At 71.2% G+C, this 23393-nt stretch carries 23 protein-coding genes, 1 tRNA gene and 1 pseudogene; 12 read left to right on the forward strand and 13 right to left on the reverse strand.

The features are described 5' to 3' along the window. Nucleotides 1–133: 133 nt before the first annotated feature. The 3 genes from E7742_RS12135 to E7742_RS12145 form a co-directional block, all read right to left on the reverse strand. Entirely contained in the window at nt 134–1771 is a 1638-nt protein-coding gene (locus tag E7742_RS12135) for a helix-turn-helix domain-containing protein (RefSeq protein WP_137799175.1), read from the reverse strand. A gap of 99 nt (nt 1772–1870) precedes the next feature. Beyond that, a complete protein-coding gene (locus tag E7742_RS12140) occupies nt 1871–2983 on the reverse strand; it encodes an XdhC family protein (protein ID WP_137799176.1) in 1113 nt (370 codons plus the stop codon). Further along, a complete protein-coding gene (locus tag E7742_RS12145; RefSeq protein WP_137799177.1) occupies nt 2968–4395 on the reverse strand; it encodes an amidase in 1428 nt (475 codons plus the stop codon). Before E7742_RS12145 ends, E7742_RS12140 begins: the two co-directional genes overlap by 16 nt. A gap of 143 nt (nt 4396–4538) precedes the next feature. Between E7742_RS12145 and E7742_RS12150 the strand changes: the two genes are divergently transcribed. Both E7742_RS12150 and E7742_RS12155 read left to right on the forward strand, forming a co-directional pair. Next, nucleotides 4539–5741 carry an MFS transporter gene (locus E7742_RS12150; RefSeq protein ID WP_137799178.1) on the forward strand — a complete coding sequence of 401 codons (1203 nt, stop codon included), beginning with the start codon at nt 4539–4541 and terminating at the stop codon, nt 5739–5741. Further along, the gene (locus E7742_RS12155) at nt 5738–6361 is read left to right on the forward strand and encodes a nucleotidyltransferase family protein (protein WP_217497508.1); all 624 of its coding nucleotides are present in this window, start codon (nt 5738–5740) and stop codon (nt 6359–6361) included. Before E7742_RS12150 ends, E7742_RS12155 begins: the two co-directional genes overlap by 4 nt. On the opposite strand, the gene E7742_RS12160 is transcribed toward E7742_RS12155, so the two are convergent. Next, nucleotides 6358–6921 (reverse strand): nucleosidase, encoded by a 564-nt coding sequence (locus E7742_RS12160; protein ID WP_137799179.1) that lies wholly within the window; start codon nt 6919–6921, stop codon nt 6358–6360. The genes E7742_RS12155 and E7742_RS12160 overlap by 4 nt on opposite strands. 113 nt (nt 6922–7034) lie before the next feature. Here E7742_RS12160 and nadE point away from each other — a divergent pair, with 113 nt between their 5' ends. Together nadE and E7742_RS12170 are read left to right on the forward strand one after the other, a co-directional pair. Beyond that, a complete protein-coding gene (gene nadE, locus E7742_RS12165; RefSeq protein ID WP_137799180.1) occupies nt 7035–7880 on the forward strand; it encodes an ammonia-dependent NAD(+) synthetase in 846 nt (281 codons plus the stop codon). 21 nt (nt 7881–7901) lie between these two features. Further along, the gene (locus tag E7742_RS12170) at nt 7902–8666 is read left to right on the forward strand and encodes an SDR family oxidoreductase (RefSeq protein ID WP_137799181.1); all 765 of its coding nucleotides are present in this window, start codon (nt 7902–7904) and stop codon (nt 8664–8666) included. Between the two features lie 4 nt (nt 8667–8670). On the opposite strand, the gene E7742_RS12175 is transcribed toward E7742_RS12170, so the two are convergent. Together E7742_RS12175 and moaA are read right to left on the reverse strand one after the other, a co-directional pair. Beyond that, the gene (locus tag E7742_RS12175) at nt 8671–8940 is read right to left on the reverse strand and encodes a MoaD/ThiS family protein (protein ID WP_137801178.1); all 270 of its coding nucleotides are present in this window, start codon (nt 8938–8940) and stop codon (nt 8671–8673) included. A 22-nt stretch (nt 8941–8962) separates the two neighbouring features. Further along, on the reverse strand, nt 8963–10042 hold the full coding sequence (gene moaA / locus E7742_RS12180; protein WP_137799182.1) for a GTP 3',8-cyclase MoaA: 1080 nt from the start codon (nt 10040–10042) through the stop codon (nt 8963–8965). Between the two features lie 63 nt (nt 10043–10105). Between moaA and E7742_RS12185 the strand changes: the two genes are divergently transcribed. The 4 genes from E7742_RS12185 to E7742_RS12200 all read left to right on the forward strand — a co-directional run bounded on the left by E7742_RS12185 (nt 10106) and on the right by E7742_RS12200 (nt 14410). After that, nucleotides 10106–11326, forward strand: a complete 1221-nt coding sequence (locus E7742_RS12185) for a molybdopterin molybdotransferase MoeA (RefSeq protein ID WP_137799183.1) — start codon at nt 10106–10108, stop codon at nt 11324–11326. An 11-nt stretch (nt 11327–11337) separates the two neighbouring features. Beyond that, complete coding sequence (gene moaCB / locus E7742_RS12190) at nt 11338–12339, forward strand: bifunctional molybdenum cofactor biosynthesis protein MoaC/MoaB (protein ID WP_137801179.1); 1002 nt, start codon at nt 11338–11340, stop codon at nt 12337–12339. Next, entirely contained in the window at nt 12332–12745 is a 414-nt protein-coding gene (locus E7742_RS12195) for a molybdenum cofactor biosynthesis protein MoaE (RefSeq protein ID WP_137799184.1), read from the forward strand. The genes moaCB and E7742_RS12195 overlap by 8 nt, the downstream gene beginning before the upstream one ends. Nucleotides 12746–12916: 171 nt before the next feature. Next, complete coding sequence (locus E7742_RS12200; protein WP_441346920.1) at nt 12917–14410, forward strand: DEAD/DEAH box helicase; 1494 nt, start codon at nt 12917–12919, stop codon at nt 14408–14410. A 29-nt stretch (nt 14411–14439) separates the two neighbouring features. Here the strand turns inward: E7742_RS12200 and bluB are convergent, their stop codons facing one another. After that, nucleotides 14440–15069 carry a 5,6-dimethylbenzimidazole synthase gene (gene bluB, locus E7742_RS12205; protein ID WP_137799186.1) on the reverse strand — a complete coding sequence of 210 codons (630 nt, stop codon included), beginning with the start codon at nt 15067–15069 and terminating at the stop codon, nt 14440–14442. A 45-nt stretch (nt 15070–15114) separates the two neighbouring features. Continuing rightward, nucleotides 15115–16185 (reverse strand): CobW family GTP-binding protein, encoded by a 1071-nt coding sequence (locus E7742_RS12210; RefSeq protein WP_137799187.1) that lies wholly within the window; start codon nt 16183–16185, stop codon nt 15115–15117. 187 nt (nt 16186–16372) lie between these two features. On the opposite strand from E7742_RS12210, the gene E7742_RS12215 reads away from it, so the two are divergent. From E7742_RS12215 to E7742_RS23615, 3 genes are all read left to right on the forward strand, one after another. Beyond that, nucleotides 16373–17137 carry a (2Fe-2S)-binding protein gene (locus tag E7742_RS12215; RefSeq protein ID WP_137799188.1) on the forward strand — a complete coding sequence of 255 codons (765 nt, stop codon included), beginning with the start codon at nt 16373–16375 and terminating at the stop codon, nt 17135–17137. Nucleotides 17138–17355: 218 nt separating this feature from the next. Then, on the forward strand, nt 17356–17652 hold the full coding sequence (locus E7742_RS12220) for an antibiotic biosynthesis monooxygenase family protein (protein WP_137799189.1): 297 nt from the start codon (nt 17356–17358) through the stop codon (nt 17650–17652). A 152-nt stretch (nt 17653–17804) separates the two neighbouring features. Beyond that, on the forward strand, nt 17805–17933 hold the full coding sequence (locus tag E7742_RS23615) for a hypothetical protein (protein ID WP_302660003.1): 129 nt from the start codon (nt 17805–17807) through the stop codon (nt 17931–17933). A 174-nt stretch (nt 17934–18107) separates the two neighbouring features. Here the strand turns inward: E7742_RS23615 and E7742_RS12225 are convergent. From E7742_RS12225 to E7742_RS12235, 3 genes are all read right to left on the reverse strand, one after another. Further along, a tRNA-Ala gene (locus E7742_RS12225) sits at nt 18108–18180 on the reverse strand. Between the two features lie 155 nt (nt 18181–18335). Next, a complete protein-coding gene (locus E7742_RS12230) occupies nt 18336–19085 on the reverse strand; it encodes a DsbA family protein (RefSeq protein WP_137799190.1) in 750 nt (249 codons plus the stop codon). 86 nt (nt 19086–19171) lie between these two features. Then, on the reverse strand, nt 19172–19672 hold the full coding sequence (locus E7742_RS12235; RefSeq protein WP_137799191.1) for a MauE/DoxX family redox-associated membrane protein: 501 nt from the start codon (nt 19670–19672) through the stop codon (nt 19172–19174). Nucleotides 19673–19745: 73 nt separating this feature from the next. On the opposite strand from E7742_RS12235, the gene E7742_RS23505 reads away from it, so the two are divergent. Next, complete coding sequence (locus E7742_RS23505) at nt 19746–20477, forward strand: VIT1/CCC1 transporter family protein (RefSeq protein ID WP_137799192.1); 732 nt, start codon at nt 19746–19748, stop codon at nt 20475–20477. 81 nt (nt 20478–20558) lie between these two features. On the opposite strand, the pseudogene E7742_RS12245 reads toward E7742_RS23505, so the two are convergent. Together E7742_RS12245 and pgm are read right to left on the reverse strand one after the other, a co-directional pair. Further along, nucleotides 20559–21686, reverse strand: a pseudogene (locus E7742_RS12245) (MFS transporter); the annotation flags it as partial. Between the two features lie 35 nt (nt 21687–21721). Continuing rightward, nucleotides 21722–23359, reverse strand: coding sequence for a phosphoglucomutase (alpha-D-glucose-1,6-bisphosphate-dependent) (gene pgm / locus E7742_RS12250; RefSeq protein ID WP_137799194.1), 1638 nt, complete (start codon nt 23357–23359; stop codon nt 21722–21724). Nucleotides 23360–23393 lie beyond the last annotated feature (34 nt).

The following is a 23393-nucleotide window of genomic DNA, read 5'->3' on the forward strand; positions in this document are numbered from 1 at the left end:
CCGGGGCCGACACACCCGTCCACGGTGTGCTGCAGCTCACAGTTGCACCTCGATAGGAGGGAAACGCTAATACAGCGCTATCGCGGCGGCGTGAGAGCAATGTGCCAGTGCGGAACGGAAGATATTGGCAATGTTAGGAATTGATGCCACGCATGGCGATGATCTTCAGCGCGAGTGAGAGATCGAGACGCAGAGCGGGGTGCGCGGTGAAGGGCCCGAGCATCTTCTCCAGCTTCACGACCCGATAGCGCAGGGTGTTGTAGTGAAAGTGCAACTGCCGCGCGGTTTCCGCGATGTTGATGTTCGTCGCCAGAAGGACCTCGAGGGTGCGGCGCATGTCCTGCGCCTCGGCGGTGTCCTCGGTGAGTTCCCGCAACGTCTCCCGCGCGAAGGACTCGAGCTCCTCGGGTTCGTCGACGAGGCTGAGTAGTCGGTACACCCCCAGCTCGTCGAAGTGCGTCACGGCCCACTCCCCGGAGATGCGCCGACCCACCTCGAGCGCGGTCCGCGCCTGGCTGTAGAGCGCGGGAAGGTCGTCCACGGAGGCCGAGACGCGCGATACGCCCACACCGAACGGCCGACGGCCCCCGCCGCCCGCGCCGCGCACGTGGGCGACGAGTTCGTGGACGAGGGTCATCGTGTCGGCGCCCTCCCCCATCAGGACCACGGTTTCCGTCGAGAGCGCGGTCACCACCGCCCCGGGATCACGCGCCGCGACGGCGCCGGAGAACGCTCGCGCCTGCCTCTCGACGACCGGCATCCGGTTCGGGGCCGCGGCGGCGTCCGTGTCGACGGGGTCCGGTTCGATCGCGAGGACGACGATCGGGCGCGACAGATCCCACCCGAACGTCCTGGCGTGCGCCACCACCCGGTCGGGGTCGCCGCCACGGCCACGCAGCAGGTCGCGGACGAAGTTCGCCCGATGCTTCTCCTCGACGGCCGCGACTGCGAGTTCGCGGGTCACCACCAGCGCGCACACCTCCGCGGCCCGCTCGACGAGGTACAACTCCTCGTCGGCCAGTGAGCGGGACGCCGTGAAGAACGCGAGCCGTCCGTGATCGATGCCGTTCGCGGAGACCGCGGAGACGGCGATGAACCCGTTGCCGAGCTCACGCCGCCCCAGCCCGCCCTCCACGGAGTCCGTCCGCAGCCGTCCCGTCGCGTCGAGCGCACTACTGGCCGTCAGCCGGCACAGATCGGCGTCCTCCCCGGCCCGGCTGATCTGCCGGCCGTCCGGAGTCGTGACGAGCACCGCGCCACCGAGCGCCCGCGCGAGCGCCGCGGCGAGCTCCCGGTGACCACCGCCCGTCATCACCACCGACATCAGATCGTGCCGCACATGGTCGGCGGCCAACACCGCGTCGATCTGGCGGGCCGCCATGCGGTCGAGGGACCGGGAGATCTCGTGCCCGGAACAGCAGGCCGCCGTGAACGTCACCACGGGGATTCCGGCCTCGGTCGCGGCGTCCGCCAGCTCGCGCGGAAGGTCGGGGCCGGTGTCCAGCCGCACCGCGAGAGCGGCGACACCGCGTCGGTCGAGCCGGGCGACGAAGTCGGACACCGACGCCAGCCGCGCCAGGACGCTGCCGGACGTGACGAGCAGCTGGTCGCGGCGAAGCCACGGCCCGACGTCCGGTACTGCCATCACGGCGACGTTCGTGATCGCCCCCGCGGCGGCCGGACGTTCGGTGACCAGCGCCGCTCCGGGCAGGAGTCCGGATGCCAGCAGGGTATCGAGCGGAACCGGTGCGAACGTGTTCGACGCCGTCACCGCACCACCCTGCTCCTCTGATCTGCGCGCCCCCGAAACTCGGCAGCGCGCCACACGGACTTCGAGATCATCTCTCCCGAGGGCGGTGAAGTCCAGCGCTCAAGCCGGGCAGTCCGCGGGGCGGACATCGCTCCGCCGGTCCCGGTGGATCGGGCCGTCGAGATCACGCAGTTCGAGTGCCGTTGCCGAGCGTGCCACCTTCATCATCTCCGCGAGGATCGACACCGCGGTCTCTTCGGGCGTTCGCGCGCCGAGGTCGAGGCCGATCGGCGAGTGCAGTCGGCCCAGTTCGTCGTCGGTCAGGCCCCTCTCCCGCAGCAAGGCGACGCGGCGCTCGTGGGTGGCCCGACTGCCCATGGCCCCCACGTACGAGGCGTCCGAGCGGAGCGCGCGTTCGAGCAGTGGAATGTCGAACTTCTCGTCGTGCGTGAGAACGGCCATCACCGTGTGCGCGTCGACGGGCGCGGCCTCGAGGAATCGGTGCGGCCACATCACGACCACCTCGTCCGCGCCGGGGAACCGGGCCCGGGTGGCGAACACCGGGCGGGCGTCCACGACGGTCACGTGGTAGCCCGCGAAGGAGCCGAGCGTGCACATCGCCGCCGCGAAGTCGACCGCGCCGAACACGTACATCCGCGGCCGCGGCGCGAACACCTCGACCATGGCCGACGCGCACGACCCTGTCGCCGGTTCGAACGCGTAGACCGTCGACGTGCCTGCCGCCGACCGCGAGCGGATGTCGGCGACTTCCGACTCGGCCACCTCCACCGCCCCCCGCGAGGAGGCCGCGGTGACCACGGTGTGGCGAGCCGGCCGCCCCGAATCCGTGGCGGTCACCACCGCGACGGGCTCACCCTCGCGGACGAGGCGTGCCACCTCGGCGAACTGCGGGTACGCGGCACGGTCGACCCGTTGCACGAACACCTCGATCGTCCCGCCGCACGTCAGCCCCACCCCGATGGCATCGTCGTCGGCCACGCAGAACACCTCCGTCCGGCTGCATCCGTCGGCGAGGACCTCGATTGCCGACTCGTACACGGCGCTCTCGACGCATCCCCCGGACACGCTGCCGAGGACCTCGCCGGCCGTGGACACCGCCATCGCCGCGCCGGGCGTGCGTGGTGACGACTTCCACGTGCGCACGACCGTCGCGAGCGCGAACGCCTCGCCCCGGTCGAACCACGCCGTGAGTTCCGTCAGGATGTCGCGCATCGCGAAGCCTCCTCGTGTGATGATCGGTAGGTACTGGTCCGGCGGACACTGTGCGCCACGGCGAGTGCGACGTGTTCCTGCCACGGCCGCGCGATCACCTGGACGCCGATCGGCAACCCGTCGGACGCCGTCGCGACCGGGACGACGACGGACGGAAGTCCGGTGACGCTGATCGCCCGACAGCATGCGAGCGCATCCTGCCAGGTCAGCGAGTGGCCGTCGACCGTGAACGTCTCGAGCCCGAGCGGGGGCGCGGTGATCGAGGCGACCGGGAGCACGAGGACGTCTCCCATCTCGTCGAGCAGCCCGGCGGTGAGACGCGCTCGCTGCGCCCACAACTCCTCGACGTCGCGGTGGCTTCGTCGTCCCGACCCCGCCGCCAGCATCGCCCGGATATTCGCCCCGAAGTCGGACGGTGCGCCGTACGCCTCGATGTCCGCCGCGGTCTCGGTGGCGCGCAGTCGTCCGAACAGGTCGTTCGCCCGCGGGAGGGCCGAACCCGCGTACCGTCGGGCCCCGAGTCCGCCGGCCGTCTCCGCAACCGCGGCAACGATTTCCGCTTCGACGGGAACGGTGCCCTCCCCGCGCGCCCAGGTGATGTCGAGCCCGTCCACCTCCACGTCCGCCGGATCGGCCCACCGGAACCGACGGGACGACACGACCCGCAGGACCAGCGCGGCGTCGTCGAGGGTCCGCGCCAGCGGGCCGATCGTCTGCACGACGCCGTGCACGGTCGCGGGGTTGGCCAGCACCCGGTCGCCGGCGGCCACTCCCGGGTACTGGCCGTCCGCGCTCACCCGGCCCGACGTCGGGCGAATGGAACTGAGGCCGGTGCAGTGCGCGGGCCAGCGGACGGAGCCGCCGAAGTCGGTCCCGAGGCCCACCGCGCTCATCCCGGCCGCGAGAGCGGCCGCCTCCCCGCCGCTCGACCCGCCCGGAGAGCGCGGGTCCGCTTCGGTGCCCAGGGGGTTGCGGGTGTAGCCGAACAGGTCGTTGTGCGTCAGACCGCTCGCCCCGAACTCCGGGGTGTTGGTCTTGCCCACCAGGATTGCGCCGGCGTCCTTCATCGCCGCCACCGCCGGGGCGTCGGCCGCGGGCACGTTCGCCGCGAGTGCCCGCGACCCTGCCGTCGTCCGGACGCCGGCGGTGGCGATCAGATCCTTGACGGTGAACGGCACACCGGCGAGCGGGCCGACCGGGTCACCGTGGGCCAGCCGGCGATCGAGGCGGTCCGCCGCCGCCAACGCCTGCTCCGCCGGCACCGTGACCACCGCGTTCCACCGGGGGTTGCAGTTTTCGATGTGGTCCAGGTGCTCCTCGATCACGGCGCGCGCCGATACCTCGCGTCCGGTTACTGCGCGAGCGATGTCACGCGCGGTCGATCCGATCCGACCGCCTCCGAATCCTGCCACGGCGCCTCCTCCGGCATCGTCGGTGCAGCACACGGTAGGGCTGGCGTAACCGGCGCGAAACGGCCAGGTTTCACAGCAAGACGACACCCGGGCTGTGAACAGTTGATACTCCCCACGCTCCACACCTCTGCGAGGATCGGACCATGCCTGCCCCGTGGTTGCGTCTCGCCGTCGCCCTGTTCGCGGTGAGCTGGGGAGCCAACCAGTTCGCGCCGATGCAGCTCGTCTACAGCCGGCACCTGGGGCTCACGAGCGGATCGTTCACCGCGATGCTCGGCGCCTACGTGCTCGGCCTCGTTCCCGCGCTGCTGTACTTCGGCCGCGTCGCGGATCGCGCGGGACGCCGGGTGGTCATCCGCTCGATGATCCCGGTCTCGGTGGTCTCCTCGCTCGTCCTTCTGCTCGGTCCCCTCAGTCCCGAACTGCTCTACGTCGGGCGGGTGCTGGCCGGAGTCGCGTCCGGCATGGCGTTCGGTGCGGGCACCGCGTGGATGAAGGAACTCAGTGCCCGGGCACCCGCCGGCGCCGGCGCGCGCCGGGCCGCGGTGTCCCTGTCCGCGGGCTTCGGGTGCGGCGCGCTGTTCGCCGGCGTGGTGGCGCAGTGGCTGCCCGCACCTCAGGTGTCGCCGTACGTGATCCACATCGCGCTGATGATCGCCGCCCTGGCGCTGGTGTGGCCGGTGCCCGAGACACGCACCGCCCGAACGACTCCGGCGGTCACCCGCGTGACGGCGCTGTCGACGGCGCCCTTCCTTCGGGGCGTGGTTCCCTGGACGCCGTGGGTGTTCGGCACCGCGACCATCTCCTTCGCCACGCTCCCGCCGCGCGTGGAGCAGTCACTGGGTGCGGTGTCGATCGCGTTCACCGGCACGATCGCGGCGCTCACCATGATCACCGGAGCGGTGATCCAGCCGTGGGCCCGGCGGTTCCTCGAGCACCGCGAGGAGTGGGGGGCGCCGGCGGGAGCGGTGCTCGGTGTGCTGGGGCTGGGCGCGGCCGGCGTCGTCGTCCACACCGACGGCGCCGTCGCGGTCGTCGCGGTCTTCGGGGCCGCGCTCCTGCTCGGCTCGTGCTACGGCGTGCTCCTGATCTCCGGCCTGGTCGCGGTCGAACGACTCGCGCCGGAGGACGAACTCGCACAGTCGGTCGCGGTCTACTACTGCCTGATCTACCTGGGATTCGCGCTACCGTTCCTCGTCTCCGTCCTGGCGCCGCGGATCGGGTACGGGACGTGCTTCGCCGCGATCGCCGTCCTGATGACCGCGTCGGTCCTGGTCGCGAGGACCGCACCCGCTCCCCGCGCCCGCCCCGCACGCCGCGACGACGTCTCGCCGGTCGGCCGATGAGCGACGGCGGTGGCACCGCGGTGCCGGGGACCGGCGAGGGCGCCGTCCCCGGAGCCCGGACGGACCACGTCGTCGGACTGCTTCTGGCCGCGGGAGCCGGGCGTCGCTACGGCTACCCGAAAGTGCTTGCCCACGAGGGCCGGTGGCTCCGCACTGCGGTCCACGCCCTGCGGTCCGGCGGGTGCGGCCGCGTGCTCGTCGTGCTGGGCGCCGCCCGCGCCGCGCTGCCGTCCGGGGCCGAGGCGGTGTACGCACCGCGCTGGGCCGAGGGCATGGGAGAGTCGCTGCGCGCCGGACTCGATGTGGTCGCCGAGGACCCGGACGCGGACTACGTCGTCGTCCATCTCGTCGATCTGCCGGACGTCGGGCCCGACGTCGTCGCCCGCACCATCGACGCCGCCACGAGCACACCGAGCGGGATGGCCCGCGCGTACTTCGGTGCCACGCCCGGGCACCCCGTCGTCCTCGGGCGGCGACACTGGGGGCCGATCGCGGCCCGCGCCGCCGGCGACGCGGGCGCGCGGGAGTATCTGCGGACGCACCGCGCCGCGGTGGCCGCCGTCCCGTGCGGCGACCTGGCCACCGGCCGGGACCGGGACCGTCCCGACGAGCCCGGTTAGCGCGGTCCGAACGTCCGGGTCAGCCAGTCCGCGAGCACGCGTGCGCTGGCGTCCACCTGCGCCGGCCAGTCCATCGCGGAGTCGTCCGCGTGATCGCTCACGTGCTTGACCAGCCGACAGCGGGCGCCCAGCCGATCGCACGCGAACGCGACCGCGAACCCCTCCATGTCGACCAGGTCGGCACGCGCGGCCAGGGCGTCGCGCACCTCGACGTCGGAGACGAACGAATCGCCGGTCGCGAGGACCGAGCCGTCACCGCCTTCGATCTCGACGACGTCGCGCACCGGATGGCCGAGCGAGCGCAGCACCTCGCTGCTGATGTCGTGATTGAGCACGGCCGACGGCAGGTACAGGCCGCCGTGATGCGCGTGCAGGGCACCGGCGGTACCGATGTTGACGACGAGCGGCATCGACTCCGACGGGTACCGCGCGAGCGCATGCGTGACGGCGACCGCCGCCGCGACCTTGCCTATTCCGGTGACCACGACGTCGAACGAATCCGGCACGTGCGCCGCTTCCCCCGCGGTGGCACTGACCACCAGAACGCCGGGACCACTCATGCGAACTCTCCCCATCCGACCCGTGCCGACCGGCGCCGACCCGACGCCGCACCACATCCTTCCCGGCCGTCGAGACCTGTGCGCACTCGGCCCGTGCTCGCTACAGTTCTGCCATGGCGATTGAGCGTGCACAGATCATCGAGCAACTCGGAGTCCAGGCGACGATCGACCCCGCCGCCGAGGTTCGCAGTCGCGTCCGGTTCCTCGCGGACTATCTGAGGTCGACCCCGGCCCAGGGCTTCGTGCTCGGCATCAGCGGCGGTCAGGACAGCACGCTGGCCGGGCGCCTCGCGCAGCTGGCCGTCGAGGAGGTGCGGGCCGAGGGGGGGACCGCCGAGTTCGTCGCGGTGCGACTGCCGTACGGGGCCCAGGTCGACGAGGACGACGCCCAGGTGGCGATGAAGTTCATCGGTCCGGACCGGTCCCTCACCGTGAACGTGAAGCCGGGCGCGGACGCGACCGCCGCGGAGGCGTCGGGGGCGATGCGCGATCTGCTCGACGACCGCGGTCAGATCCGGGACTTCGTGCGCGGCAACATCAAAGCCCGCGAACGCATGATGATCCAGTACGCGATCGCGGGTGAACTCAACCATCTCGTCGTCGGCACCGATCACGCCGCCGAGGCCCTGACGGGCTTTTTCACCAAGTTCGGCGACGGTGGCGTCGACATCACCCCGCTGTCCGGCCTGACCAAGCGGCAGGGCGCGGCGCTGCTGCGCGAACTGGGCGCGCCCGAGAGCACGTGGAAGAAGGTGCCGACCGCCGACCTCGAGGACGATCGGCCGGCGCTGCCGGACGAGGTTGCCCTCGGTGTCACCTACGCGCAGATCGACGACTTCCTCGAGGGCAAGGACGTGAGCGCGGACGTCGTCGACCACCTGCAGACCATGTACCGCAACACCCGGCACAAGCGCACCGTGCCGGTGAGCCCGCAGGACAGCTGGTGGCGCGAGGACTGACCGCGACGTCCGGGAGACGCGATGACGACGTACCTGGTGGCCGGCGGAACCGGAGTGGCGGGCCGGGCCGTGGCCACCGAACTCGTCCGTCGCGGCGCCGCCGTGCGCGTCCTCAGTCGGCGCGGCGGGACCGGTGACGGTATCGAGCACGTCGTCGGCGACCTGCTCACCGGGGTCGGGCTGGCCGAGGCGCTCGACGGCGTGGACGTCGTCGTCGACACGACCGACGGCAAGACCCGACGGACGCGTGCCGTACTGACCGACGGCGCCGCGAACCTCCTGACCGCGGCCGCCGCGGCGGGCGTCGCCCGTGCGGTGCTGCTGTCGATCGTGAACGTCGACACGGCGAGATTCGCGTACTACCGAGCCAAGACCGAGCAGGAGCGGTTGTATCGGGAAGCGGCCCTGCCGACCCACGTCGTGCGCGCCACCCAGTTCCACGAGTTCGTTCCCATGATCTGCGCACCGGCCGCGAAGTTGGGCCTCGTGCCGGCGTTCACCCGCACCCGGTTCCAGTCCATCGACACCTCCGACGTGGCCCGCGCGCTCGCCGACGCTGCCGGCATGGTTCGGCCCGCCGCGGCACCGACCGTCGTGGCCGGGCCCGAGATTCTCACGATGCGCGAGATGGCCGTCGCCTGGAAGGACGCGACGGGAGCCCGCGGCCGGGTGACGAACATCCGGATGCCCGGCAGCATGGGCGCCTTCTGGCGGGAGGGACGCAACCTGGTGCCGGACAACCGGTTCGGAACCGTCACCTTCGCTCAGTGGCTGGCGCGCCGCTGACCGGTCACCCGCCCGCGAACGGCGGCAGCACGTCCACCTGGGCGCCCACCGGTCGCGCCGGATCCCGGGTCAGTTCGGAGTCGACGAGATAGGCCGCCACTGCGAGGATCTTCTCCATCCGTGGCCCGTACCGCTCGACCAGCACCGACCGCAGATCGGCGAGGTCGGCGTCCGCGGGCAGCGACAGCACCTCGTCCGGCCGCTCCGCCGCCTCGGCGGCGGCCGCGAAGTACCGCACCTCGACCGTCCGCGGCGTCGCACGTACCGCGTCCATCGCCTCGGCCACCTCTGTCCTGTCAGCCACCGATCGCTCCCATACTGCGTTGCGGCGGAACGAAGCCCGCCGCGTTGATGCCGTGTCCGGCCCACTTGTTCCACATCGCCGCGCGCCACAACTGCGCGAGGTCTTCGTCGTCGGCGCCGGATCGCAGCGCGCCCCGCAGATCCAGTTCCCGGTCGCTGAACAGACACGACCGGACGGTGCCCTCCGCGGTGAGCCGGGTGCGGTCGCAGTCCGCGCAGAACGAACGGGTCACCGACGCGATGATCCCGACCGTGGCCGGGCCGCCGTTCACGAGCCATTCCTCCGCGGGCGCGGACGGTTCCTCGCGTCCCACCTCCTGCAGCTCGAAGCGCTCGCCGAGCACGCGCAGCAGCGTCTGCGCGTCCACCATGTTCGCCCGCGCCCATTCGTGGTCCGCGTCGAGCGGCATCTCCTCGATGAATCGCAGCGCACAGCCCGCGTCCAGGCACCACTGCAGCAGATCACCCGCCCCGTCGAGCGTTTCGGCCATCAGCACGGCATTGATCTTGAGCGGCGCCAGACCGACGCGTCGAGCGGCGCGGATCCCCGCGATCACCGAGTCGAGGCGATCGCGCCGGGTCAGCTCGGCGAAGTGCCGGCGGTCGACCGTGTCCAGCGAGACATTGATCCGCGAGAGGCCGGCACGCGCGAGGGCGTCGGCGCGGTGCTCGAGACCGACCGCGTTGGTCGTCATCGACAGCGGAATCCCCGGCACCGTCTCGGTGCACCCGGCCACGATGGCCTCGAGGTCGCGGCGCATCAGCGGCTCGCCACCGGTGAACCTGACCTCTCGGACCCCGAGCCGGTGCACCGCCACCCCGACCAGCCGGACGATCTCGTCGGCGGTCAGCAGGTCCCGGGCAGGTATCGCGGGCAGCCCCTCGGCCGGCATGCAGTACGTACAGCGCAGCGAACACTTCTCGGTGATCGACACCCGCAGGTCCCGGGCGACCCGCCCGAACCCGTCCACCAGTTCGGGCACGTCCGGCCGCCCGTCCGTGGACGGCGCCGCCGACCGCACGGTGGGGATTCCCACGTCCACCACCGTCGCCGTCCGCGCCGCTGTCGTCATGTCCCCCAGTATGCCGCCGACACGGCCCGCGAGCGCGGCGATGGATGCCTAGGATTGGCTCTCATGGCACACGCGCAGCGGCACTCGGGCCGGGGTAGCACTGCTCGATCGGTCGAGGAGCACGCCGCCGAGGTGGCCGAACTCCTGGAGCCGCTGCTGACCCGGCCGTCGGAGACGATCCGCCTGGACGAGGCGCTGGGCCGAATTCTGTCCTACGACGTCTCCGCCCCCGTCGACCTGCCGCTGTTCCGGAACTCGCAGATGGACGGATTCGCGGTCGACGCGGCCTCGCTCACCGCCGTCCCGGTGACGCTGCCGATCGTCGCGACGGTGCCGGCCGGCCCGGCCGAACCGGCGCCGCACGTGCCGGGGACGGCCGTCCGCATCATGACCGGCGCGGTGCTGCCCGACGGCGCGGATGCCGTTGTCCCCGTGGAGGACACGGAGACAGTCGACGACAAGGTCACGATCCGTCGGTCCCGCGCGGTGGGCGACTACGTCCGCGAGCGTGGCAGCGACGTGCGGACCGGGACGCTGCTGCTGTCCGCCGGAACCGAGCTGGGCCCGCGCCACCTGGGCGTCCTGGCCGCCGTCGGGCTGGCCTCGGTGGCCGTGCGGACCCGGCCCCGGGTCGCGGTGATCACCACCGGCGCCGAACTCGTCGAGCCGGGCGCCGTGGTGAGGCCGGGCCAGATCTACGACTCCAACGGGCCCACGCTCGCGGCGAGCCTGCGTGCCGCCGGCGCCGAAGTGGCGATCGTCGACCGCAGCAGCGACGAGCCCGACGCCTTCCGCGCGGCGCTGCGGCGCGCGGTGGCGCGCACGGAACTGGTCGTCACCTCCGGCGGCGTGTCGATGGGCGACTACGAGGTCGTCAAGGACGTGCTGCTCGAACTCGGTGCCCGCTTCGGGCCCGTCGCGATGCAGCCGGGCGGCCCGCAGGGCCTGGCGCTGGTCGACGAAATGCCGATCCTCACGTTCCCCGGCAACCCGGTCAGCACGCTGGTCTCGTTCGAGGTGTTCCTGCGGCCGCTGCTGCGGCGCGCCGCCGGTCTGCCACCGGTCCCCCACGCCGAGTCCGTCCTCGACCACGCGGTGACGTCGGTGCCCGGCAAGCGGCAGTTCCTGCGCGGCCGCCGCACCGGCTCCGGCGTCGAAGTCGTCGCGGGACCGGGGTCGCACCTGGTGGCGGCGCTGGCCTGGGCAGACGTGCTGATAGACGTTCCGGCCGCCGTCACGTCCCTGGCGGCGGGTGATCGAGTGAAGGTGTGGCCCCTGCAGTGAGTGACCCGAACATGACCGAACTGAGCCACCTCGACGGTGAGGGCCGCGCCCGCATGGTCGACGTCAGCGCCAAGACCGACACGCTGCGGATCGCGGTCGCCGCCGGCGAGCTGGTGACCACGCCCGACGTCGTGGCCCTGGTGCGCGCCGACGACATGCCCAAGGCGGACGTCCTCGCGACCGCCCGCATCGCCGGGATCGCGGGCGCGAAGAAGACGTCCGAGCTGATCCCCCTCTGCCACCAGCTGGCGCTGTCGTCGGTGAAGGTCGAGTTCGGTTTCACCGCGTCGTCGATCACCATCGAGGCGACCGCGAAGACCACCGGCCCCACCGGCGTCGAGATGGAGGCACTCACCGCGGTCGCCGTCGCCGGACTGACGCTGCACGACATGGTCAAGGCCGTCGATCCGGCCGCGACCCTCGACGGCGTGCGGTTGCTCACCAAGGAGGGCGGCAAGCGCGGCGAGTGGCGCCGCGACGATCCCGCTTCCGCGGCCGCCCCCACCCCCGTGGCCGTGGCCACGCCCGCGGTGCGGCCGGGGACGGCCACCGTGCTGGTGGCCTCGACGGGCGGCGCTCGCGGCACCCGCCCCGACACCACCGGTCCGGCGATCGTCGACTGGCTCACCGCCCGCGGCCACGCCGTCCGTGGCCCCCTGGTGTACGCCGACGCCGACATCCGCGCCGGGCTGGCGGACGCGCTCGCGGACGCACCCGCCCTCGTCGTCACCACCGGCGGCACCGGGGCGTCGCCCACCGACGCGACGCCGGAGGCGACGCTCGCCGTGCTCGACCGCGAACTGCCCGGGATCGCCGAGGAGATGCGCCGTCGCGGCACCGAGGTGACCCCGCACGCGTCGCTGAGCCGCGGGGTGGTCGGGCTGGCCGGCCCCACGCTGGTCGTGAACCTGCCGGGCTCGCCGGGTGGGGTAAAGGACGGGCTGGCGGTGCTCGATCCGATCCTCGACCACCTGCTCGCGCAGATCGCCGGGGGCGGTGTCCACGATGCGTGACGTGCTGGCCGTCATCTCCGCCGAGCCCCTCGACCCCACGGCGGTCGACGCCGCCGTCGCGGGCCCCGAGCACGGCGCCGTGGTGGTCTTCACCGGTGTGGTCCGCGACCACGACGGAGGCCGGACGGTGTCGGCGCTCGAGTACCAGGCCCATCCCGACGCCGAGCGATTCCTCCGGCAGTGCTGCGAGGACGTGTCCGCGCGGACCGGGCTCCCCGTCGCTGCCGTCCATCGGGTGGGACAGCTCACCATCGGCGATCTGGCGCTGGTGGCCGCGGTGGCCGCACCGCACCGGGCGGAGGCGTTCGCAGCCTGCGCCGAGCTGGTCGAACGGATCAAGGCCGAGGTGCCGATCTGGAAGCGGCAACGCTTCGCCACCGGGGTCTCCGAGTGGGTGGGCCTCTGAGCGTCGGGGACTCCCCGACCGGTATGGTGACTGCACTGGGCGTCCCCGAGGGGCGTCCAGCGTCGTAGAACGCTTCCATTCCCGAGCTTGTCTTGCGGCGATCGGCCTTGCCCACCGGCAATGTCGCCACCTCGTACAGGCCCTGCGCCGGGGCTCCCCGGCCGCACCCGCCTGACGAACGCCCGAAAGGCACCCAGGATCTTGTCCACCAGCGTCACCTCCCCCTCCACCGCCTCGTTCGCGTCGCTGGGCGTCCCCGCCCCGATCGTCACGGCCCTGGCCGACGGAGGGATCACCGCGCCGTTCCCCATCCAGATCGACACGCTTCCCGACACTCTCGCGGGCCGGGACGTGCTCGGGCGCGGCAAGACCGGCAGCGGCAAGACGCTCGCGTTCTCCATCCCGCTCGCGGCCCGGCTCGCCGGTGGCAAGCGCCGTCCCCGCCGGCCGCGCGGCCTGGTGCTCTCGCCCACCCGCGAACTGGCGACCCAGATCACCGCGGCCCTCGAGCCGCTCGCCGCGGCGGTCGGCCTGCGGGTCACCACGATTTTCGGTGGCGTGTCGCAGAACCGGCAGGTCAACGCCCTCGAGCACGGCGTCGACATCGTCGTCGCGTGCCCCGGCCGCCTCGAGGACCTGATGAAGCAGCGCTTCGTCTCACTCGACGGCGTCGAGATCGCGATCCTCGACGAGGCCGATCACATGGCCGACCTCGGCTTCCTGCCCGGTGTCACGCGGATCCTCGCGGCGACCCCGAAGGGCGGCCAGCGCCTGCTGTTCTCGGCCACGCTCGACAACGGGGTCGACAAGCTGGTCAAGCGGTTTCTGCAGAACGAGGTACTGCACTCGGTCGACGAGGCGAACTCGCCGGTCGCCGCGATGACGCACCACGTGTTCGACGTCGCGGGTGTCGACGTCAAGAAGGCCCTCGTCCACAAGCTCGCGTCCGGGCGTGGACGACGAATCCTGTTCATGCGCACCAAGCATCAGGCGCGCAAGCTCGCCCGCCAGCTCACCGAGGCCGGTATCCCGTCGGTGGACCTGCACGGCAACCTCTCCCAGAACGCCCGGGACCGGAATCTGGCCGCGTTCTCGGAGGGCAGCGCACGCGTCCTCGTCGCCACCGACGTCGCGGCGCGCGGCGTCCACGTCGACGACGTCGAACTCGTCGTGCACGTCGACCCGCCGGCCGAACACAAGGCGTACCTGCACCGTTCGGGTCGTACCGCGCGGGCCGGCAGCGCCGGTGACGTCGTCACGATCGTGCTACCCGAACAGCGCAAGGACCTCTCGGTGCTGATGCGCAAGGCCGCGATCTCCGTGACCCCCCTCCAGGTGACCGCCGAGTCCGAGCACGTGACCCGGTTGGTCGGCGAGCCCGCCCCGCACGTCGCCCCGCAGCCGAAGGAGGACAAGCCGGCCGCCGGCGGCGGTCAGCGCCAGGGACAGCGGACGCGCCGGGGCGGTGCGCCGTCCGCGCAGGGCCAGCGGCAGGGTCAGGGCCGCCGACAGGGGCAGGGACAGGGTCAGGCCCGCGGAACGCGCGCGGAGGGCGCCCCGGCCGGGGGCGGCCGTCGCCGCTCCGGCGCCCGGCCCAACCCGGCCGCGGGCACGTCGGGCACCGCCGCCGGGACCGGCGGCGGCTCGCGCCGCCGCCGCGGCTGACTCGGAGACGAGTCGGATCCGGGAGCGGATCAGAAACGCTCCCAATGGATCGCGTCGGCCAGGTCCCGGCGATTGCGCCAGCCGAAACGCTCGAGGTCGGGTACCTCCTGGAACTTGTCGACCTTGCCGACGCACAGCCATGCGATCGGCCGGACCGGGGCCGGGATGCCGAGCAGATCGGTGAGATGGTCCTCGTCGTAGAACGAGACCCAGCCGACGCCGATGTTCTCGGCGGCGGCCGCGAGCCACAGGTTCTGGATGGCCAGCACCGCGGAGAACAGGCCGGTGTCGTCGATCGTGTGGCGGCCCAGGATGTTCTGGCCGCCGCGGGCCGGGTCGTACGTGACGACGATGCCGGTGCCGCTTTCGCGGATGCCCTCGATCTTGATGGGGTCGAACGTCTTTCGACGGTCCTCGGGTAGCGAGTCGGCGAACGCCTTGCGCCGTCCGGCGACGTGCTCGGCAAAGCTGTCGAGGGTGTCGGGGTCGCGCACGACGACGAAGTCCCACGGCTGGGTGTTGCCCACGCTCGGAGCCGCGTGTGCCGCTCCGAGGACTCGCTGCAGAATCTCGTCCGGGATCAGTTCACCGCTGAACTCGGCTCGGACGTCGCGGCGCCGACGGATGGCTTCGTACACGGAAACGAGGGATTCAGTCACCGCTCCACGGTAGCCGCCCGGGTGTGGGCGCTCGCCGGGGTCCGGTCAGATCTCGACGGTGTACCGGTGCACGCCCATCATCGTGTCGGGCTCGAGCCCCTCGGCCTCCGGTTCGGTGCACGCGTCGAGCACGGCGTCGACGGATTCGGCGTCGAGGTCGGTGCCGATCACCACCAGTTCGGTGCGCCGGCCCTCGCCCTTCTCCCACCGTTGCGGGTGGAAGGCGATGTGGTCGCCCACCACCTGCAGCAGGTACTTCTGCTGGTGCCCTGGCACGCCGAAGTAGACGTACCCCTTGATCCGGTATACGCCGGCCGGTTGCTTCTCGAGGAACCGGACGAGCCGCCGCGGGTGCATCGGCCACTCCGACGTGAACGTCACGCTCTGGTACATCGAGTGGAAGTGCTCGTCGTGGTCGCCGCCGCACGCGCCGCACGCGCCGGCGTCGGCGTCGTCGGCGAGCAGAGCGTCGAACGAGAGTTGTTCACCGGGCCGGGGTTCCCGCCGCGGGGGGCGGTCGAACAACAGCCCCGGATCGACCCGGCCCTGGACGGTGGAGACGACGGCCGCCCGCGGGTTGATCCGGCACACGTCGCTGAGCAGCGTGTCGTGGGCGTCCTCGTCGATCCGGTCGGTCTTGTTGAGCACCACCAGGTCCGCGATCGCGATGTGCTGGTCGAGTTCGGGATGACGCCGGCGGCTCACCTGGTATTCGACGCCGTCGACGAGCATGACCAGGCCCCCGTACGTGACGAAGGGGTTCTCGCTGCCCAACACCAGACGAATCATGTTGCGGGGCTCCGCCAGACCGCTCGCCTCGACCACGATGACGTCGATCTCCGACGTGCGGTGCGCCAGTCGGTTCAGCATCTCGTCCATGTCGCTGACGTCGACCGCGCAGCACATGCAGCCGTTGCTCAGCGCCACCATCGAGTCCACCTGACCGGCGACCATCATCGAATCGATGTTCACCGACCCGAAATCGTTGACGATCACCCCGATCCGGGTGCCGCCGTTGTTGCGCAGCAGGTGGTTGAGCAGCGTCGTCTTCCCGGATCCCAGGAACCCGGCGACCACCACGACGGGGATCGACCGCGGACTCCGCTTCTTCGACAACCCGACCTCCGCACCACCGATGACAACCGATCGGCCATCGTACTAGGTTCGCGTCGGCGGGGACCCCGCCCGTTTCGGCCGGTTCTGCGCCGGCGGCGGGCGTGCGAGAATTCCGCGGTCAGTCCCCGCGGCACGGGATCGAGCGAAGGCGCGCGGACAACGCGCACCGGACGGGAGCATCGGCGTCGTGTCCGATTCGCAGTCAGCAGCTTTCGAGGTCGGTCTCGGCAGTCCGCGCGCCCGCACCGGCCGGCAGTCCTCGCCCGCCGCGGTCGCGTCCTGCCTCACGGAGTTGGCCGAGTTGGGCGCGTACTTCACCGTCACGACGGGCGAACCACCCCCTGGGCACTGGCGGCCGGTGCGCGACCTCCATGCCCGTCCCGCCGCCCTGGCCGCCGTCGTGGCGCACGTGGGAGCGCGGCTCGGCACCACCGAGTACCGGGTGGCCGCGTCCACGCTGTACCTCGGCTACGCGGCCCGGCTCTGGTCCGTGACGCTCGGCGCCGCCGTGCGCGCGGGGATCCTGCTCGATCTCGACGGACTGCACTGGCGGGACACGGACGGTCGCCTCGACCTGCACCTGCACCGGCCGACGGGACGGGTGGACGCCGAGCCGGCCCGGTCGGCACGCGAGATGGTGTTGGACCGCCACCTCGCACCCCTGATCGCGGCCGTCCGGGCCGTGGAGCCGATGTCGGAGCAACTGCTGTGGGGCAACACGGCCTCCGCGTTGATCGGCGCCGCGCGGCTGCTCGACGGCGAATCCGGAAGTACAGCGGGGCAACTCGCCGAGACGCTGCTGCGTGATCCGCGACTGGCGGCCACTGTCGACCGCGAGGGCGCCGGCTACCGGCGGCGAAGTTGCTGCCTGTTCTATCGCACACCGGCTTCCGGGTACTGCGGCGACTGTGCGCTCACCCGCCCGCACCACCCCGCCCGGGACGTCGAGTAGCGGGCCGACGGGGACACACGAGCCGGACTACGTCAAACGCCCGACCGGACAAGCGACGTGCGACGCCCCACAAATTGCACTAAAGTACAAAAAGTTGCCCCTCCCCCCTGGGCAGCAGCGGTGCTCGCTCGGCGTTCCCCCCCCTGCCCGAGCGGGCCACCGGGTGGGGTGTGTGAGATGACTCCACACCCCACCCGGCACCGTGGGAGGATCCGCGGATGATCCTCGAACACGCGCCGCTGCAGGTGAAACCCGGTCACTCCTCGGAATTCGAGCAGGCATTCGCCCAGGCGAAGGACATCATCGCCGCGATGCCGGGGTTTCGGCGGCTCACCCTGTCGCGTTGCCTCGAACGTCCCGACGGCTATCTGTTGCTGGTGGAATGGGACAGCCTCGAGGCCCACACCGAGGGGTTCCGGGGCTCGGCCGAATACCGGGAGTGGCGACGCCTGCTGCATCATTTCTACGACCCGTTCCCCACCGTCGAGCACTATGCGGAAATCGAGCGCGCATAGGCGATCCGGTCCGCACAGTGGACCCCTCGACGAGACATCCACCACAGCATGGTTTACGGTCTGTCTGCCGTCATCGACCGAAAGGTCGTTTGGTTCACGGTGCCAGACACCCGGTGGAGAACGCCGGCGTGGAACACACAAGAGGAGTAAAAATGGGTTCGTCTGACGCAGATCTCGCGCTGATCAAGCAGATTCAGCCGGTCGTGAGCGGCATCGGCACCGTCATCGGCGGCATCGGCGCCATCCTGAGCCTCATCGGCGCGGTGGCTGCCCTCAGCTGATTCGTCAGCCGCAGTCTCGAAACCCCCGACCCGTCCCCGGACGGATCGGGGGTTTTCTCGTTCGGTGCGACCGCGCGCCCGCCGCCCGAGATCGTAGGGAAAGACGGGACCACGAAAAGACCGGATACGAAAAGACCGGGCCACGATCGCATGATGGTGGCCCGGTCTTCGGAGTGGAGCTAAGGGGACTCGAACCCCTGACCCCCACACTGCCAGTGTGGTGCGCTACCAGCTGCGCCATAGCCCCGTGTGAAGTTGTGCTTCGCGCTTCCGGAGTGACTCCCTTGCGCTGAAAGAAAGTTACACCACCGCCGACGTGGACAACAAATCGGGTGGTCATAAGCGTTTACAGCGGCACGCCGGCGGTGGCCGACCCGTCGGGGCCGGCCACCGAGCGAATCGTTACTGCGACACCTGAGAGACCCAGTCCGGGTTGCCGAGGGCGTCCACCACCTGACCGTCGTGGACGACGGCCGGGGTGCCCGTCGCCCCGGACGCGGCGAGCGCGGCGCGACCGGTCTCGGCGTCCGCGGCGGCCTGCTGCACGCGTTCGCCGCTGGTGATGCAGTTGACGGCCTTCTCGTCGGCACCGGCGTCCGAGGCCAGCTTCGCGAGGTCCTCGTCGGTCAGGTCCGACTTGCCGTTCTCGGCGGGCTGGTTGTCCGGGGAGAACAGCTCGCCGTGGAACTTCGAGTACGCGATCGCGTCACCGGTCTGGGCGACGCACTGCGACGCCGCGACGGCGCGGGTGGAGTAGTCGCCGCTGGCCGAGAGCCGGTTGAGGAAGTTCAGGATGTGGTAGCGAACGGCGAACTTGCCCTCGTCGACGGCCTGCGCCACCTCCTGGCCGTGCTTCTGCTCGAGCTGCGCGCAGTACGGGCACATCGGGTCCTCGAAGAGGTCGATGGTGTTGGTGACGTCGGGCAGACCCACGCGGACCACTCCGGCGTCCTCCATCGTCACCTGCACTGCGGAGTTCTGGACCGCGCCGTAGCCCTCGTTGCGCGGCTTGTCGCTGTCCCGCGTCAGGAGGATGCCGCCGACCACCAGGGCGGCGATCACGACGATCGCGAGACCGCCGACGATGTACGTGGCCTTGCTGGAGGTCGGCTGGGGGTTGTACTTGACCGACTTCGGGTTCTTCGAACTCACTTCTCGTCCTTCGTCATGGGGGTGAGATCCGTCCGGAACTGACCGAGTGCCCGCCCCGGGACCGTGTAACAGGCACTACTCGGATCTCACTCTGCCACCGCAGCCTGAGCGGGCACTGAGAACGGCGGCCGGGACCGGGGACCGAGCGCGAACGGGCTGCGCGGCAGCACCACCAACCACACCGCGAGCACGAGGAACCCGACGTCGCGGGCGATCTCGCGCGCGTAGTCCCAGCCGTCGACGTCGGCGACGCCGCCGCCGCCGAAGCATCCGCAGTCGATGGACAGCCCCCGCGCCCACACCGAGAGGATGACGCCGATGAGGACCAGCAGCGTCGCGGCCGACACCACGGCAGCGACGCGTACCGCCAGCCCGATCACCAGGAACAGGCCGAGTGCGATCTCGAACATCGGCATCGTGTACGCCACCGGCCGCACGAGGTCCTCGGGCAGCAGTTGATATGCGCGGACCGCGACGACGGTCTGCGTCGGGTCGGCGAACTTGATCCACCCGGAGATCAACCAGACCGCGGCCAGCCCGAACCGCGCGACGAGGCTCACGACGAGCGTCCACTTGCGTTGCGACACGGCCCCCACGCTACCGAACAGGTATGCCTGCGCTGCCTGGATCGTCCGCGTCTTCCCAGCTAGGTTCGGTCTGGTGAACGCCGTATCCGCCGACGCCGGTTCCCTGCCGCACGACTTCGACCACACTCACGCCGACGTGTCGGGCGGCTGGCTGCGTGCCGCCGTGTTCGGTGCGATGGACGGTCTCGTCACCAACACCTCGTTGATCGCCGGGGTGGGCGGCGCGGGCGTGGGCGCGCACACGGTGGTGCTCAGCGGCGTCGCCGGCCTGGTCGCCGGCGCCTTCTCGATGGCGCTGGGCGAGTACACGTCCGTCAAGACCGCCAACGAGCAGATCGATGCCGAGGTGCGCGTCGAGCGGCGCGCGCTGCGCACGCACCCGGAGGCCGAGGAGGCCGAACTGGTCGACACCTTCACGTCGATGGGCATGAGCGAGGCGACGGCGCGGGTGGCGGTCGCGGAGGTCCACGCCGACGCCGACCGGGCCGTCGAGATCCACATCACCCAGGAGCTGGGGGTCAATCCCAACGAGAAGCCGTCGCCGGTCGTGGCGGCGGGGTCGTCGTTCGTGATGTTCGCGATCGGCGCAATCATTCCGCTCATCCCCTATCTGCTGGGATTCGAGTCGCTGTTCGCCGGGCTCGGCATCGGCGGTGCGGGGCTACTGCTCGCGGGCGCGCTCGCGGCGCACTTCACCGCCCAGTCCAAGTTCCGCGGCGCCCTCCGGCAGCTGCTGTTCGGTGCGATCGCCGTCGGCGCCACCTACCTCGTCGGTGCGCTCGTCGGCGTCGGCGTCGGTGGGTGATCCCGCGTCGCGACCGAACCCCCGCGGTGCCACGATCCAGAGCACGACCGGGGCCAGCATGATCGCCCCGGTCACCGCCCACGCGGCGGTGAAGGACAGTGACTCCGCCAGTATCCCCGCGACCAGCGGACCGGCGAACGCGCCGATGTCACTGGTCATCTGGAAGGCCGCCAGGAGCGGCCCGCCCCGGCGCTCGGACCCGACGACGTCGGCCACCGCGGCCTGCTGCGCGGGCCCCATGATCCCCGACCCGATGCCCGAGACCGCGGTCGCGACGCAGAACACGACGAAGTTGTCGGTCAGGCCCATCGTCATCGTCGAGACCCCGCAGACCAGCAGACCGGTGATGACGAACGGCCTTCGGCCGATGCGGTCGGAGAGCCGGCCGGACCGCATGAGGACCAGCGCGTTGCCGACCGCGAACACGGTCAGGGCGATGGCGGTGCCGGCGGTGTCTCCGTCGAGCGCCTCCACGACGAACAGCGGCACGAGCGCGATCCGGACGCCGAAGATCACCCACCCGGTCGCGAGGTTGGACGCCAGTGCCGCCCGGAACAGCGACGAGCGCAGTCCCTCCCGCAGCGTCATCGTCCGCATCTCGCTGTCGCCCTCGGGTTCGGCCAGGCGGGAGTTGCGCAGCGCGACGAACACGACCGTCGCCGCGAGGACCAGCGCGACGGTGTAGATCGCGAACGGCACCCGCAGCCCGAACCCGGCCAGCAGACCACCGAACAACGGGCCGGTGATGGTGCCGGTGAGGAAGGAGGCCGTGTAGATGCCCGACACTCGGCCGCGTCCCCCGGGCGGGGACAGGCGGATCAGCAGGCCCAGCGCGGACACCGTGAACATCGTGGACCCGATGCCGCCGAACGCCCGGAAGACGAGCAGCTGCCAATAATCGGTGGCGACCGTGCATGCGCCCATCGACGTCGCCGTGATCAGCAGACCCGCCATGTACGTGGGCCGCTCGCCGAGCTTCTGCACCAGCGTGCCGCTCATGGGCGCGAACATCAGACGCATCAGTGCGAACACGCTGATCACCGCGCTGGCCGCGGTCAGTCCCACCCCGAAGCTGGACGCGAACTGCGGCAGGGCGGGAGCCACGATCCCGTACCCGAGCGCGACGATGAACGCCGACACGACGAGGACCCAGATCTCCCTGGGCAGCTTCGTGTCGGCGGTCGGGGAGGTATCCGGCGAGGTGCTCATTGCGGACGAATGTATCGGCGCGGTAGAACCGGGGTTCAGGCCGATCCCAGTGCGCGGGATACGACGTCCTGCGCCGCCGCCTGCACCTCCGCGAGATGGTCAGGGCCGCGGAAGGATTCGGCGTAGATCTTGTACACGTCCTCGGTGCCGGACGGGCGCGCGGCGAACCACGCGTTCTCGGTGGTGACCTTCAGCCCGCCGATCGCCGCACCGTTACCCGGCGCGGTGGTGAGCGTCGCCGTGACCGCCTCGCCGGCCAGTTCGGTCGTGGTGACCTGTTCCGGCGACAACCGCGACAGCACCGCTTTCTGGTCCCGGGTCGCCGGCGCATCGATGCGCGCGTAGGCCGGGTCCCCGAACCGCTCGGTGAGCTCGCGGTAGCGCTCGGACGGGCTCCGTCCGGTGACGGCGGTGATCTCAGCCGCCAACAACGCCAGCAGGATTCCGTCCTTGTCGGTGGTCCACACGGAACCGTCGTGACGCAGGAACGACGCGCCGGCGCTCTCCTCACCGCCGAAGCCGAGGGACCCGTCCAGCAGGCCGGGCACGAACCACTTGAACCCGACGGGCACCTCGACGACCTCGCGACCGAGTCCGTCCGCGACCCGGTCGATCATCGAGGAGCTGACCAGTGTCTTGCCGATCTTCGTCGTGGGCGCCCATCCGGCGCGGTGGGTGTACAGGTAGTCGATCGCGACCGCGAGGTAGTGATTGGGATTCATGAGCCCGGCATCGGGAGTGACGATGCCGTGCCGGTCGGCGTCGGCGTCGTTGCCGGTCGCGAGGTCGAATCGGTCGCGGGCGGCGATGAGCGACGCCATCGCGTGCGGCGACGAGCAGTCCATCCGGATCTTGCCGTCCCCGTCGAGGGTCATGAACCGCCACGTCGCGTCGACGAGCGGGTTGACGACCGTGAGGTCGAGGCGGTGCCGTTCGGCGATGGCCGCCCAGTAGTCAACCGACGCGCCACCGAGCGGGTCGGCACCGATCCGCAGCCCCGACGCCCGGATCGCGTCGAGATCCAGGACTCCGGGCAGGTCGTCGACGTAGTGCTCGAGGAAGTCGTGGCGTCCGGCGGCCGCGAGTGCCCGCGCGAGCGGCACCCGCGCGATCTCCGACACACCGGCGCGGAGCAGCTCGTTGGCGCGGTCGGCGATCACCGAGGTGGCGTCGCTGTCGGCGGGCCCGCCGTGCGGCGGGTTGTACTTGAAGCCGCCGTCGCGGGGCGGGTTGTGCGAGGGCGTGACGACGATGCCGTCGGCGCGGGCGCCGGACCCGGCGGCGTTGTGCCGAAGGATCGCGTGGCTCACCGCCGGAGTGGGGGTGTACCCGTCCCGCGCGTCGACCACGACGGCGACGTCGTTGGCGACCAGCACCTCGAGGGCGGTCGCCCACGCGGGTTCGGACAGCGCGTGGGTGTCGCGTCCCAGGAACAGCGGGCCGGTGACGCCCTGTGCGGCGCGGTACTCGACGATGGCCTGCGTGGTGGCGAGGATGTGCGCCTCGTTGAACGCCGAGTCCAGGCTCGAGCCGCGATGGCCCGAGGTTCCGAACACGACCTGCTGCAACGGGTCCGCCGGATCGGGGGTGCGCGTGTAGTACGCGGACACCAGGTGCGCCAGGTCCTCGAGATCCTGCGGCTGTGCCACCTGTCCGGCTCGTTCGTGCACCATCTACCCCTCCGACTCCGTGAACTCCTACGCGTTC

Origin of the sequence: Rhodococcus sp. SGAir0479 (assembly GCF_005484805.1) — a bacterium.
Classification (GTDB): Bacteria; Actinomycetota; Actinomycetes; order Mycobacteriales; family Mycobacteriaceae; genus Prescottella.

Bases quoted from the DNA above. Each gene is read 5' to 3' on its own strand.
- E7742_RS12140 (WP_137799176.1), bottom strand. From the start codon at position 2,983: ATGCGCGACATCCTGACGGAACTCACGGCGTGGTTCGACCGGGGCGAG.
- E7742_RS12150 (WP_137799178.1), top strand. From the start codon at position 4,539: ATGCCTGCCCCGTGGTTGCGTCTCGCCGTCGCCCTGTTCGCGGTGAGC.
- E7742_RS12155 (WP_217497508.1), top strand. From the start codon at position 5,738: ATGAGCGACGGCGGTGGCACCGCGGTGCCGGGGACCGGCGAGGGCGCC.
- E7742_RS12160 (WP_137799179.1), bottom strand. From the start codon at position 6,921: ATGAGTGGTCCCGGCGTTCTGGTGGTCAGTGCCACCGCGGGGGAAGCG.
- nadE (WP_137799180.1), top strand. From the start codon at position 7,035: ATGGCGATTGAGCGTGCACAGATCATCGAGCAACTCGGAGTCCAGGCG.
- E7742_RS12170 (WP_137799181.1), top strand. From the start codon at position 7,902: ATGACGACGTACCTGGTGGCCGGCGGAACCGGAGTGGCGGGCCGGGCC.
- E7742_RS12175 (WP_137801178.1), bottom strand. From the start codon at position 8,940: ATGGACGCGGTACGTGCGACGCCGCGGACGGTCGAGGTGCGGTACTTC.
- moaA (WP_137799182.1), bottom strand. From the start codon at position 10,042: ATGACGACAGCGGCGCGGACGGCGACGGTGGTGGACGTGGGAATCCCC.
- E7742_RS12185 (WP_137799183.1), top strand. From the start codon at position 10,106: ATGGCACACGCGCAGCGGCACTCGGGCCGGGGTAGCACTGCTCGATCG.
- moaCB (WP_137801179.1), top strand. From the start codon at position 11,338: ATGACCGAACTGAGCCACCTCGACGGTGAGGGCCGCGCCCGCATGGTC.
- E7742_RS12195 (WP_137799184.1), top strand. From the start codon at position 12,332: ATGCGTGACGTGCTGGCCGTCATCTCCGCCGAGCCCCTCGACCCCACG.
- E7742_RS12220 (WP_137799189.1), top strand. From the start codon at position 17,356: ATGATCCTCGAACACGCGCCGCTGCAGGTGAAACCCGGTCACTCCTCG.
- E7742_RS23615 (WP_302660003.1), top strand. From the start codon at position 17,805: ATGGGTTCGTCTGACGCAGATCTCGCGCTGATCAAGCAGATTCAGCCG.
- pgm (WP_137799194.1), bottom strand. From the start codon at position 23,359: ATGGTGCACGAACGAGCCGGACAGGTGGCACAGCCGCAGGATCTCGAG.